Here is a 14,067-nt window from a genome sequence, read left to right as displayed (position 1 = left end):
GCACCTAGCATCATAAATCCTATCACCGAAGCAATAAAACTTAAGTAACCTTTTGACGAATAGTATTTATCCACCGTTTCTAAATAGTGTGAGTTTATTTCAATCACTTTTAAGTCAGGCATTAATTGGTCAGTCTCAAAATCCAGCCGTACTTTTTGGTCTAATTGTGTGGCGCGTTCACGCTCATTCAATGGGCGATTGAGTTTAAAATGGGGGAATAATCCGTAAATATCCATAAAGTGTTATCCTATTGCGCGTTCAAAGGCATCCATTTCCATTGACATGGTCGGGTAAATCTCTGGCCATTCACTTTGTGGGATATGCGCGGGCACTTTCCGCCACAGGCATTGCTCTAACCATTTTTGGATCTTATTTTGTCCTTCGATGGCAATGTAAATTGCCGCCCCAATCATGATGAGCACAGCTAACAAGGTTAATACCGCAAATGCAGCAAAAAACTTAGAAAAAATAATTATAATCAACCATGTTCCAGATGCAGCAGACAGACCATAAGCAATTGCTAATCCTTTATTATTTTTACCCCATTCTTCATCTGCATGATAAATATCAAATGCAACAGAGATGACTCCAGCAACAACACCAGCTCCTTTGCCTATGCCGATAAACAGATTTTTGTACGCCGTGGAGTTTCTAAACAGCACTTTTTCCGCAAGATTTTCAAACGTTGCAAAACGCTTCATGCCTTCTTCAACTAACCCAAACGATGTACTAACGATCCCTGCAACCCCAGCATAGAATCGGCTATGAGCTTCCACAACTTCTTCCGGCAATGTCTTTTTATTCTCCAAATCTGCCGAATGGAACAAGGCAATGCTTTGAAGAATACCCGATACTATCCCCGCACCGATGACCATCCCAGATTTTCCCTTTCCGGATGTCATGCTGGCGCGCATCCGCGCAATGCTGGCAGACTCCGTTTCTGAGTGTAACTGCAACAACTGACTGAGGGCTTTTTCTTGATCTTTAGGAGCGAGAAGTTTAATTCTATCTAATTCACTGATATCAATGTCAATCCAATATTTTAATATTCGATTCTGCTCCATCGGTAATCCAGCGACCTTCAATCGTTCAAGTTTCTTGTATACATGCTTTCTAATTTCATTCTCATTTAATTCATGGTTATTATCACTAAGACGAACCAATGTATTCACGACATCTTTAACAAAGTGGCGATAGATGCCTTCTTTACGCACAGGGATAATGGCTTTATTACTGAATGCCCCTAAGGCGACAGCAAAGCCATACACTTTTTCTGAACTCATGGCTTTGTCAACACTTTGCATTATCGCAGTGGCAAGGTTACCGAGGTAAACCGCCATGATACCTTGAGAAGTTATTTGGTGTGGTTCAATTAATTTGGCAAACGCATCCGCTAATCCAGCCCAATTGAGCGATATCATCTCTAATGATGAATTTGTCGCCTCCTCCATCTTCTTAATTAATGACGCTTGATTGAAGACTAATGCCCGACCTAAAATATTAGTCGGGTCAGACAAGCTTTTTAACAGTGAGCTTGAGAAATAGTCTAAACTGCCTTTTTTGTCCGACATTTTGATAATGCAATAGCTAACGGTGGCGGTATAGGCAATCCCACTGAGCAAATCCCGCGTATCAAAATGTTGCTGAAAATAATGCATTAATGTTGGTGACTGAAACCAATCTAAATACAATTGTATTCGTGGGCTGACAACACGGGTATTGTATTCTTCTAAAATGCTCTGAAAACGAAGATTGAATGCATCATAGACCTCAGTATTATAGTACTGCTCATATTCAGCCCAATTTGCCTGCGTTTTCGCCATGATCATATTTCGGCGATTCTGAATAAATACACTGTCTAATTCATCTTCCTCCAACTCTACGATACGACGCCCATACCCATAGGGATCTCGTTCGATACTCTTAATCAGAGCTGCCTCATCTAATATGGAGGTGATGTAATTTTCTTGAAATTGGTCTCTGATGCTGTTTTTGACACCTGAAATCGCACCAAGTAGCATGACTTGCCGCTTAATATCAGGGCGCTGATAAACATGCTTATCTAGCTCATATTCAATTAATGTAGGTAAATCATTCAAGATCCCAGTCGGGTCTTGTAAGACAAGGAGAGCCCCATTGGGATGCAGCTCCTGACTCGCTGTCGCCTCCACTTGTTGACCTGTAGCGATAGGTCTAAATTGCGAGGTGATGGGGTAAACTAAGGTTTTGAGTCCTTCAAGGAGGTCAAGCTGGGATATTAACAGTGACCATTTCCACATTTGGCTTTGTCGGACGTGCTGAGAATAATCTGCAACGGTTTGTTCCAAATGTGATAACGGTAATGCCTGTGCAGCCGACTGACTATTGAGCCACGTATCCATATCAAACGGCTGCATGTACTGTTCACGGTGACTTTGTTGTTCAAACTGTTTACGAATATTATCGGTCCATTTCACTTCCGACCAAGCAAACCAAAAAAGACCATTTTTCATGCCTTGAGGCATCACCGGCAAGGTAATCAACGACGCTTTGGCTAATTCTTCGGGCTGGTCAATGCACGGTTTGATTGTCCCGGTGGCAATGTCATCAGGTACATCACCACTTTCTGGCAAGGGATAGTAAAAGCCTCCAGCAGTGACAAAATAATTAATCCATCCATGTGCGTGTTCATCCCAAATATTAAGATACCCAGAACGCATGAGCCGCAATGTGTAGGCCGTTTCACCTTGAGCAGGAATGGGTACTTGAATCGAATCAGGCATAATAGGCAATACGTCGTGTTGTGACATAATGGCCGGGCGAACAGGTAAGATAGGCAACCCACGACGTTGACAAAAACTACATCCTTCGGGCTTAGCAGGCTGAGCCATACAATTTCTTCTCCTTGAAATATAAACAGTCAAATAACATTAAATTGATAAATTTTAGTTAAGTTAGCATTTATTGATAGCTGTCGCATGCTTTTCTTTAATAAAAAATATATTGAAGGGAGATTCCCAGATTTTTTATTTCATAATGCGAGTTCCTGAGAACTTAAATATCAAAACTCCTTCCAAGATTAACCAACTATAGTCGCTGTTATTTCTGTTTTATTCTTTATATGTCATAGTGATTCACTGCGCTTAACTCAATAAAAGGACGCTCTGTGCAATCAGTCATGCGGGTATTGCGGAAATTGTATAAATACGAAAATAGCCAATATGATGGGGAGCGGGCGGTTTCAGTTTATCCGTTGGACTCTTTATCTGATAAAGAACGCGACGTATTAGACGAGGTTCACTGGCAAGCCAATATCATTGAATCTTTTGCTGATCACCAAGATATTATTAATAAGCTGCACAGTTTAAAACAGGAAACGGCATTAACACGTCAACGTTGTTTGGATGCTTTTGTTGCGGGAGTGGGTGGTAGTTATCTGCGTGGGCGCTCTGTATTAGGGGCTTACCATAAACTGCATACGTTACCCGCCCATGCCTATATAGAAAAACCCCAATATGCCTGTTGTTGGGTTTGTAGTGACTATAATAAGCGTATTCATATCAATGACAGCTATTTCCAATACTGTTTATATTACGGAAATTCCTATACTGGAAATGCCACTTACGCTTATTTGAATCTCCGACATTTACTGACCGTTGAAGCGGTTGTGCCCACAGATGAAGACAAAAAAATTTTTAACCAACTGTTGGATTTATTACGCAATGCGCCTGAAGATGAAACGCCGGGAAAATTTGAGAAGCGCTTATCTCAAGCGAAATTGGTCAAAGGGGATAAATATACCCTACGAGGCATATTGCATTCACTGGCATTAATTGGCGTTATTCCGAATGCTTTCATTCCATTATCCCTCGATAGCTGGACTGATTTTGGCGATATTACCAGTGTAGAAAACCAACTTAGCAATACAAAAGGGCGTTCTGATATGGAAATGCCTTGGGCGGGTTGGAAAGGAAATTTGAAGGTAAATGAGGAAAAAGTCGCTGAATATTTTGGGGACTATTGACGAAAACGTTAAGTTTCTCTTCGCAATATTGAGCCTCATTGAGAAAAACACTCTAGCCATTCGCAGAGTGTTTTTTTATTTTAACCCTCTGAAAAATATCATTGATTTTGGATGAGCGCATTCCACTATAAGAAACAAAATTCTATTGCGATCACAGATATGTAAACTAAATGTTATCAATGCGCAATCATTGTGTATATTTTGAATAATAGCCTTTTCAGGCGATTAATATTCCTTATACTTGCTCAGCAAACACATTTAATTCCTAAAAAAGATAATCATAAAGGTCTATCATGGATACAAATAAAACAGGGTTATGGCGAGTGATTAGTCAGGGCAGTTTGGTCAAACAGATCCTTGTTGGCTTAATTGCGGGTATTTTACTTGCTTGGTTATGGCCATCCGCAGCGAAAAACGTCGGTCTGTTGGGTGACTTATTTGTCAGTGCGTTAAAAGCAGTGGCTCCAGTGTTGGTTTGGGTGCTGGTTATGGCATCGATTGCAAACCATCGCCAAGGGCAAAAAACCAGTATTCGTCCAATTTTAGTTCTGTATATTTTAGGGACTTTCTTTGCGGCTGTTGTTGCAGTTATCGGTTCATTTATGTTCCCCTCTAAGCTGATTTTAGCGGTGGGTGACACTCAACTGACTCCTCCGGGTAACATTGCTGAAGTCTTAAAAGGGTTATTGATTAATATCTTTGCAAACCCTGTAGATGCCCTGATCAAAGGTAACTATATTGGGATTTTGGCATGGGCTATCGGTCTGGGTATTGCATTACGCCATGCGAGCGACTCGACGAAAACCATGATCCAAGATTTTTCATTGAGTGTGACCCAGTTAGTTCGTGTCGTGATCCGCTTAGCACCATTAGGTATTTTCGGTTTAGTTTCCTCAACGATTGCGACAACCGGTTTCGAAACCTTAACAGGCTATTTCCACGTACTGGCTGTATTAATCGGCTGTATGCTGATCGTGGCGTTAGTGGTTAATCCACTGATTGTTTACTGGAAAATGAAACGTAACCCGTATCCACTGGTTTTTGCTTGCCTGCGTGAAAGCGGCGTCACTGCCTTCTTTACGCGTAGTTCTGCGGCAAATATTCCGGTGAATATGGGAATGTGCCGTCGGATGAATTTGCACGAAGATACTTACTCGGTATCAATCCCGCTGGGAGCCACCATCAACATGGGCGGTGCTGCGGTTACGATCACGGTATTAACGCTGGCGGCAGTTCACACATTGGGTATTCCGGTTGATATCCCAACGGCTCTGTTATTAAGCGTCGTGGCAGCCGTGTGCGCATGCGGTGCTTCCGGTGTGGCAGGTGGTTCATTACTGCTGATCCCACTGGCGTGTAACATGTTTGGTATCTCTAATGAAATCGCGATGCAGGTTGTTGCTGTCGGCGTGATGATTGGGGTACTGCAAGATTCAGCGGAAACTGCACTGAACTCTTCGACGGATGTGCTGTTTACTGCGGCGGTTTGTATTGCTGAAGATGACCGTTTAGCCAATGCGGATTCTGAGTTATCTCAGACTCAAGATTAAGCATTAAATAGCGAATAACAGACAAATGAAAACCCCGCCGACAATACTGCAAGCGGGGTTTTTTATTGGTATTTGATTAGAGCGAGTAGGCGATTTTCATACCTTGTTCGATGGCTCGGCGAGCATCCAGCTCCGCAGCAATATCCGCACCACCAATCACATGGGGATGGATCCCTCGTTCTTCTAGTTGTTTCTGTAATGGGCGGTAAGGTTCCTGACCTGCACACAGAACCACATTATCAACGGGTAAACAGATATTTTCATCTTGATAACGAATGTGTAGCCCTTGATCGTCGACACGCATATATTCTACACCGTTAAACATTTTAACCCCGCGCTTCATCAGCGAAAGTCGATGAACCCAACCAGTCGTTTTTCCTAAGCCTGCACCTACTTTGCTATTTTTACGTTGCAATAAATAGAGATGACGAGGTGAAGGTTCGAGCTGTTTATTCGGTGGATAAATACCGCCATGGGTGGTAATCGAGGGGTCGATATTCCATTCCTGAATAAACTTATCATCATCCAAACTGCTGCTGATACCTTGTTGAGTTAATAGCTCGGCGACATCAAATCCGATGCCTCCCGCACCAATAATGGCGACATTCTTACCGACAGCATTAGGGTGATTCAGTGCCTCAATATAGGTGATAACTTTTGCATGGTTTGCCCCCGATAAACTGACGGATCGAGGGATCACGCCCGTGGCAATAATCACGTCATCAAACCCTGTAAGGCTATTAACGTCAGCGGCTTGCTCTAAGCGGACATCCACATTAAGTTTCTCGAGCTGGCGCGCAAAATAGCGAATGGTTTCGTAGAATTCTTCTTTACCGGGGATCTGCTTCGCCAGATTAAACTGCCCACCGATTTGATTAGCGCGCTCAAACAGTGTCACTTTATGCCCGCGTTTAGCCGCATAAATGGCGCAAGATAGCCCTGCAGGACCCGCGCCAACGATAGCCACATTTTTCTGACGAGCCGCCAATTCATTCGGATAATCCATCTCCCTTACCGCTTGGGGATTGACTAAACAACTGGCTAATTTGCCATTAAAAATTTGGTCAAGACAAGCTTGATTACAGCCAATACAGGTGTTGATTTCATCGGCTCTATTTTCTTGTGCTTTTAAGACAAATGCTTCATCGGCGAGGAATGGGCGTGCCATTGACACCATATCTGCCTGACCGCTAGCAATAATTTGTTCGGCAACAAACGGGTCATTGATACGGTTGGTGGTAATCAACGGAATGCTGACTCTCCCCATCAATTTTTCTGTTACCCAGCTAAATGCTTTGCGAGGAACTTGAGTCGCGATAGTCGGAACCCGCGCTTCATGCCAGCCAATCCCCGTATTAATCATGGTTGCTCCAGCTTTCTCGATCTCTTTGGCAAGATATTCGATTTCATCCCATGTGGAGCCGCCTTCGACAAGATCCAGCATCGATAAGCGATAAATAATAATAAAATTTTTACCCACAGCTTCACGGATTCGCCGAACAATTTCAATGGGAAGGCGAATACGATTTTGATAACTGCCTCCCCACTCATCGGTTCTGTGATTGGTGCGTAATGTTATAAATTGATTAATTAAATAACCTTCGGAGCCCATCACTTCGACCCCATCGTAGCCCGCTTGCTGGGCAAGCTTGGCTGTTTTGACGAAATCATCGATGGTTGTATGGATTTCATCCCCTGATAATTCCCGAGGAGGAAATGGGGTGATTTCAGACTTAATAGCACTCGGAGCCACTAATAATGGATGTAAACTATATCGCCCTGCGTGTAATATTTGTAAAGCGATTTTCCCGTCAGCTTGGTGAACGGCTTGGGTGATTTGCTGGTGAAAAGGCAGTTGTTCTTCATTATTTAATACTGCGCCATGAGGGGCTAATGCACCTTCTGGATTAGGGGCGATCCCCCCAGTAATAATTAGGCTGACACCATTTTCAGCGCGTAACCGATAAAAGTGGGCCAAACGCTGGCTACCTTGTGGGTGTTCTTCTAAGCCTGTGTGCATTGAACCCATCAAAATACGGTTTTTCAGAACGGTATGCCCCAAATCAAGAGGGGTAAAAAGATGTGAAAAATTGCTCATAATGGCTCCCATTTGGGGCAGTTGATAACAGGTCAGATGAGTTAACTGTAGCGTACTGGCTGCGTGAATTGGGAATGATGTTAAGAAATTGTGATTTTTATCATATGTTTTACACAGAACGGCTAAATAACAACGAACGCAGATCCCATTTTATTTTTTTGTCATAAAAAAGGGTTACAACAATCGAAAGTCATTAAGTCGTCGTAATTCGATAGTAAGTGGATTCATATAATCTGTTCAATTCAGGAAACATGCCAATGAAAGAGATTTGCCAAGTTGTGACCTTAGAAGGCAAGCACGTTCGATTAGAGTTATTATCTCACCAGCATGACGCTGTTTTTACAGATATTATTGCTAGGGATAAGCTTCACCATTTATGGTATACCTCCGTACCTGAGCCAGAGAATTTAGCCAAAGACGTGGACACGCGTTTAGCTCGCTTTGCTAGCAAAGAAATGCTGCCATTCGCCATTATTGATCAACGTACCAATAAGGCGGTTGGAATGACGTCTTATATGCGCATTGACCACGGAGTTCGTCGAGTTGAAATTGGTGCCACATGGTATGGGGGTGAGGCGCAGCGTACCCCCATGAATACTGAAGCTAAGTACTTATTATTAAAGTATGCTTTTGAAGAACTTGAGTGCGTTGCTGTTGAGCTGAGAACGCATTTTTTAAACCATCAAAGCCGTAAAGCTATTGAACGTTTAGGCGCTAAGCTGGATGGGATCTTGCGCAATCATATGGTGACGCGTACAGGGGAGTTGCGTGATACTTGCGTATATAGCATCTTAAACAATGAATGGCCGGCAGTTCGTCGTCATATAGAATGGCTGATGACAAAACCACGTTGAGATACAAAATAGCCCACAAAAGAGTGGGCTATTGTCTTTATGATTTATTTATAGATATTCGTGCATTGGTTTAGTCATATAGACGTTATTTGGCATTTTCTCTGTAGTGATATAGCCCGCAGGACTATTAATCAGTGCAGGGATGCGGTTAACCAAATTGGCACAGGTTAACTCTACCGTTGCAGGGTTATTCACTTCAATAGCAGTATCTGGCTCGCCGATTAACTGCCAGCAATTTTTATCACACTCATCCGCCGTTAAAATTTTACCGATACATTCGGTTTCCAAGGTGACACCTTCGGCTGTTTCCGTGATCACCACGGCTGACAGACCTAAAACATCCCCTTTCTTCACGGTCATTTTTAAGGTGTCCGAGTAAATATCTTCGTTAGCAATTTGCGGTACGCAACGTTGAGTTTGGCTAGTGATAGTTAAGCCTAAGCGGCTGCACAGCCAACCATTTTGAGTCCACATATACGGTGGTGCATATTCGCCGCTCTCAATTTTTTGAGAAATCACCTCATAAGGCAGGTCATTATAGTTGCCAATTTGCTGGTTAAACTCATCAACAGTCAGTCCGGCACCGTGACCGATGGCTAATGCAATCCCGTAATCTTCGACGTTATAGCAGCTAGAACCTTTAATTTTTACCAATTTATGCATTGAACCTGCGAGGGTATCGACAAGCACACCCCAAAACATATCTGGATAGCCGCTACCTGCTAAAGTACAGTCATGGGCTTTGGCCAGTTCATCGAGTTTTTGGGTAATTTCAGGGGAGGAGTTCCAAGGGTAGAGCGCTTCTTCGCCAGTGGAAATAGCATTCACGCCATGACGTGCAAATAGGGAGAATGCATCTTCTAAATCAGCCATGGTACTGAGGGTAGCGATAATCCCGACATCCGGTTTTAAAGCTTCTAGGGTCTTATCGGCTTCATGGAGTGGCTGAACTTTGACTCCGGTTGGTGCAGTACCCGCAATCTCACCAATATCTTTACCTATAACAGCTTCGTTGATATCAAAAGCCGCCACAACTTCAGCACCGTGTTCTTGTAGGTAACGGATGAGAAACTTACCCATCTTTCCACAACCATATTGAACTGCACGTACTTTTTTCATCATTATCGTCCTATGCTATTTATCTTTTAATCATCATGTTAGATATAGAGTATAAAATTATTGTTTTATATCAATCAATTGAACAAAGAATGCGAAATAAAAAAGAGAGTGATTAGTCGGGGGTAACGTTCGACTATTTGATATAGGTTAGTCATTAACTCAGACTTATCTACAAACTGTTATCTAATAAAGAATGGAAAGCTAGAATAAAATCCGAACATTGGGATGGGAATAATAATTTTTGATGATGCTAGAATGTTGAATTATAGAGAAACTCATCGCCTTGAACACAAATTCGCCATATAGTTTTGAAATACTAGACCTTCACTAAAACAGCACGTATAATCGCACCACTTTGGCCCCTTAGCTCAGTTGGTTAGAGCAGGCGACTCATAATCGCTTGGTCGCTGGTTCAAGTCCAGCAGGGGCCACCAAATTTTAGCTGTTAAATCAGCGCATTAAGCCACTTTGAAAAAAGTGGCTTTTTTGTGTCTAAAAAGCCAATGGCGACAAAATGGCTTCCCTCTGCCCATTTCCCATCAATTCAGACACTCCTCTTTAGATTAATCTAACCATAAAATTAACGTAAATGAGCCTCATTTTTGATTGTCAGTATCCTGTGTGATAGAGAAATATATTTTTAAGTCATTAAATAATTCTCATTAGATAAAAGTAATAATAATTTAATCTTTCTTCTTAGTTAATGATAATGATTCAAACAATTTAAATAAATTAATTTTTACTATCAGGAAATAAAAATAGGAATTTGACTATAATTTTAAAATAAATCATTACGCTATTTAGTAGTAATTGAAAATTATTGTATGAATTGAAATATTAAAATGTAACAAACTGAAAAGAAGTGATTTTTAATGTTTTGTCATTATATTAATGTTTTTGTGAATTAATGAAACATTATGTATAACTCATTGATTTTTATTGGTTGTTGATAATCGGAATGTGATTAAATGTATCAAGAAATAACTGCCTATTAAACTTAATACTATCAATAGGTGTATCTGCCTTTACAGCTTTTAAGTGTAATTATAATATTTATGCGAACCGAAGCTAAAGAACAAATAGATTCAATTAATAATCTTATCTATGTATTGTTCTTTCATTCCGAATTCTATATCTGAATCGTTAATTAATGACGATTTTATTGATTTATTTTTGCTTAATTTTTCATTTCTAAATATTACTTAATTAAGGAATTATCTTATGAAATTCAATAAAACTATTATGGCTATCGCAGCAACAAGTTTAATTAGCTTCAGCGCGTTCTCTGCGCCAGTGAACCACGGTAACGGTAAAGTCACTTTTACTGGTAGCATCATCAGCGCACCTTGTTCTATTGACCCTGCGTCTTTAGACCAAACAGTGGATTTAGGTCAAATTGCTGACGTTGTATTAAAAAATGGTGAAACTTCAGATGGTCAATCATCCCCAGTTATGTTCGATATCAAACTGATTGACTGTACTGTTGAAACAGGTGATACCGTGAACGTGACATTTTCAGGTGCAGCCGCTGAGAATAACGGTAATCCATTATTAGCGATTACAGGTACTGCGGGTGGTGCTGGTATCCAAATCGTCGATAGCAACAATGCTCCAATTGTATTAAATGAAAAAACTAAATCGACTCATAAACTGCAAGGTGTAACTAATACACTGCAATTTGCTGCTTACATTAAAGGTTTAGGAACATTAAAGGGCGCTTCTGATCCAGTAGAAATTATTCCTGGTGAATTCCAAGCAGTAACTGATTTTATTTTGACTTATAATTAATTCGCTTTAGAACAATATTTATAAAGATATCTATAGCGATAAGCTGAAGTAATGAATAAACTCATTACTTCAGCTTAGGAACTTTATTAAAATTTAAGGGCATAGCAATGATGAATAATAAAAATAAAATTATCAAATCTGTGTTTTTAAATGTTAATATTTTTTGATCCCATGAAAAAACTACTCGTAATATTACTTATTTCACTTCAGTCATCAGTTTCTTTTGCTGAAGATGATGATATTGATTTTAATGTCAATATTTTGAATGCAGAAGATAGAGAAAACATAAACTTAGCTGTTTTTTCTAGAGATTTATATATTGTTCCCGGTATTTATCCATTTAAAATTTATATTAACAATGCTTTTTTACCGGAAGAAAAAATACAAATTTTTAGTCGAGATGAAAAGTCTGAGGCTTGTATAACCAATGAAATTGTTGAGAAGTTTAACTTAAATCCACAGGCATTAAATTCATTAAAATGGGAATCAATAGATGGATTAGAATGTCTAGATACATCTAGTCTATCAGGAATGAAAGTTAGACCTGAATTATCAAATAGCACGTTGAATATAAATATTCCCAAAAATTATCAGGAATATTCTGCGGATGACTGGGAGCCAGCATCACGCTGGGAAGATGGAATTAAAGGTCTTATTCTTGATTATAATTTAACCTCTCAATTTAATCGCAGCTTAGGTGATAATAAAGCGGGTGACACGGTTTATTTTTCAGGATTAGGTGTATTAGGCGCAAATTTAGGTAGTTGGCGTTTACGGGGACACTGGCAGGGCACTTATAATCATGTACAGCATAGCAATGCGGGAGACACCAAAGAATTTCAGTGGACCAGTATTTATGCCTATCGAGCGATTAGAAGCTTAAAGGCAAAATTAACGGTCGGCGAAGATTATCTGCAATCTAATTTATTTGATAATTTTAAATTTGCCGGAATTTCTTTGTACTCCGATGACAATATGTTGCCCCCTAGCTTGCGTTCTTACGCTCCAGAAGTCACGGGGTTTGCCGAAACAAATGCCATCGTTAAAATCAGCCAAGATGGTCGATTAATCTATGAAAGCTTAGTGCCCGCTGGTCCTTTTCGCATTCAAAATTTAAATAGCGGCATTACAGGAACTTTGCAGGTTAGAGTTGAAGAGAGTGATGGTCGAGTCTCTGAATTTGAAGTTGAAGCGACAAATGTTCCTTTTTTATCTCGACCGGGTTCTATTCGTTATAAAATGAGTGCGGGTAGACCAACAGATTTAAACCGTCATGTTAATGGTGATATTTTTGCCCAAAGTGAAGCGTCATGGGGAATAACCAACGGCTGGTCTATTTTTGGTGGAGCGCTTAACAGTAGCAAATTCAATTCATTTGCGATGGGGGTTGGGCGTGATTTATTCCAGTTTGGCGCAGTTTCTTTTACCTTAAATCATTCAGTAGCGTCACTCTCAGAGGGTCCTACGCTCAAAGGTAAAGCATACAAGATTGATTATTATAAAAGTTTTCAGTCACACAGTAGTCAATTGCAGTTATCGGCGTATCGTTTTACGGATCGTGAATTTATGACGATGAGTGATTTCCTCGCCTATAATAATCATGAATCGATGTATGCCGGACATAATAAAAACCTATACACAGCCTCGGTGAGCAAAAATTTTACTGATTGGCGCTCATCCATGAATTTGAGCTACAACCATCAGACTTACTGGAATAGACCCAACAGCCATCGGTATAACATGACATTTTCCAAGTATTTCGATACGAAAATGTTTAACAACGTTGGATTATCCATCAACGTATTTAGCAGTAAGATGCAGAGTTTCCGAGATAATGGCGTTTATGTCAGCGTATCTGTGCCATTGACAAGTGGAACGAATATCAGCGCTTCGACGTACAATGGTAGGAATGATAATACCAACAAGCTCACTGCCAATACCCGAATTGACGATAGAAATAATGTATCACTCAGCGTTGGTAATAACAGGCACAGTGCCTTACTCAGTGGATATTACAGCCACAAAGGAAACAATTCTGACTTTAATTCTAGCTTCAACTATATGAGTAATAGCTCGATGAGTCTGTCATCGACACTGCAAGGTGGAATGACATTAACAGGCTATGGGGCTGGATTTCATCCAATTACCGCACTTGGTGGAACCCGCATTTTTGTTGATACCAACGGCGTTAAAGATGTACCTGTAAAATATAATGGAACCACATTGCGCTCGAACAGTTTTGGTAAAGCCATCGTTCCAGATTTAACTAGCTACTATAAAACGAATTTAGCAATAGATATTAATAAACTACCTAAAAATGTTGAAGTGGCGGATTCCATTGCTCAATCAACGTTAACAGAAGGCGCAATAGGGTACCGAAATTTTGATGTTATTTACGGTAAGAAATTAATGGTTCTATTGAGATTAAAAGATGGGAGTTATCCTCCTTTCGCATCCGATATTAAAAATAATGACGGTAAGGTGACGGGAATTGTTGGAGACCAAGGCGAAGCCTATATTGGGGGAATTAGACCGGGTGAAACTATGAATGTTACTTGGCAAGGTTCTGAATGTGTTATTACATTCCCTAAAGATATTGAATCGCACGATGTTTTCGACAAATTGCTCTTACCCTGCAATTAATAAAATATATTA

General features: G+C 40.4%; 8 protein-coding genes, 1 tRNA gene and 1 pseudogene. 6 read left to right on the top strand and 4 right to left on the bottom strand.

What is annotated here, in order from left to right; genetic code table 11:
- Positions 1-236, bottom strand: a pseudogene (locus tag PROVRUST_RS19855) (hypothetical protein); the annotation flags it as partial.
- Between the two features lie 6 nt (positions 237-242).
- Positions 243-2,870 (bottom strand): T6SS effector BTH_I2691 family protein, encoded by a 2,628-nt coding sequence (locus tag PROVRUST_RS07560; RefSeq protein WP_006814170.1) that lies wholly within the window; start codon positions 2,868-2,870, stop codon positions 243-245.
- A 275-nt stretch (positions 2,871-3,145) separates the two neighbouring features.
- Between PROVRUST_RS07560 and PROVRUST_RS07555 the strand changes: the two genes are divergently transcribed.
- Together PROVRUST_RS07555 and sstT are read left to right on the top strand one after the other, a co-directional pair.
- Positions 3,146-4,003 (top strand): hypothetical protein, encoded by an 858-nt coding sequence (locus tag PROVRUST_RS07555; protein WP_248696628.1) that lies wholly within the window; start codon positions 3,146-3,148, stop codon positions 4,001-4,003.
- Positions 4,004-4,296: 293 nt separating this feature from the next.
- Positions 4,297-5,553 (top strand): serine/threonine transporter SstT, encoded by a 1,257-nt coding sequence (gene sstT, locus PROVRUST_RS07550; protein WP_006814168.1) that lies wholly within the window; start codon positions 4,297-4,299, stop codon positions 5,551-5,553.
- A gap of 76 nt (positions 5,554-5,629) precedes the next feature.
- Here sstT and PROVRUST_RS07545 read toward each other — a convergent pair whose 3' ends face one another.
- Positions 5,630-7,651: an NADPH-dependent 2,4-dienoyl-CoA reductase gene (locus tag PROVRUST_RS07545; RefSeq protein WP_039854737.1), complete on the bottom strand. Its 2,022-nt coding sequence runs from the start codon at positions 7,649-7,651 to the stop codon at positions 5,630-5,632.
- A 257-nt stretch (positions 7,652-7,908) separates the two neighbouring features.
- Here PROVRUST_RS07545 and PROVRUST_RS07540 point away from each other — a divergent pair, with 257 nt between their 5' ends.
- The gene (locus PROVRUST_RS07540) at positions 7,909-8,505 is read left to right on the top strand and encodes a GNAT family N-acetyltransferase (RefSeq protein ID WP_039854735.1); all 597 of its coding nucleotides are present in this window, start codon (positions 7,909-7,911) and stop codon (positions 8,503-8,505) included.
- A 48-nt stretch (positions 8,506-8,553) separates the two neighbouring features.
- Here the strand turns inward: PROVRUST_RS07540 and PROVRUST_RS07535 are convergent, their stop codons facing one another.
- Positions 8,554-9,627, bottom strand: a complete 1,074-nt coding sequence (locus PROVRUST_RS07535) for an NAD(P)H-dependent amine dehydrogenase family protein (protein WP_006814165.1) — start codon at positions 9,625-9,627, stop codon at positions 8,554-8,556.
- A 354-nt stretch (positions 9,628-9,981) separates the two neighbouring features.
- Between PROVRUST_RS07535 and PROVRUST_RS07530 the strand changes: the two genes are divergently transcribed.
- The 3 genes from PROVRUST_RS07530 (at position 9,982) to PROVRUST_RS07520 (ending at position 14,055) form a co-directional block, all read left to right on the top strand.
- Positions 9,982-10,058: transfer RNA gene (locus PROVRUST_RS07530), tRNA-Ile, on the top strand.
- 787 nt (positions 10,059-10,845) lie between these two features.
- Positions 10,846-11,412, top strand: coding sequence for a fimbrial protein (locus PROVRUST_RS07525; protein WP_006814164.1), 567 nt, complete (start codon positions 10,846-10,848; stop codon positions 11,410-11,412).
- A gap of 171 nt (positions 11,413-11,583) precedes the next feature.
- The gene (locus tag PROVRUST_RS07520; RefSeq protein ID WP_039854948.1) at positions 11,584-14,055 is read left to right on the top strand and encodes a fimbria/pilus outer membrane usher protein; all 2,472 of its coding nucleotides are present in this window, start codon (positions 11,584-11,586) and stop codon (positions 14,053-14,055) included.
- The last annotated feature ends 12 nt before the right edge of the window (positions 14,056-14,067 follow it).

Source organism: Providencia rustigianii DSM 4541 (genome assembly GCF_000156395.1).
In the GTDB taxonomy this organism is placed as follows: Bacteria; Pseudomonadota; Gammaproteobacteria; order Enterobacterales; family Enterobacteriaceae; genus Providencia; species Providencia rustigianii.
Note: the sequence above shows the minus strand (reverse complement) of the source record. Positions and strands in the feature narration are given on the sequence as shown.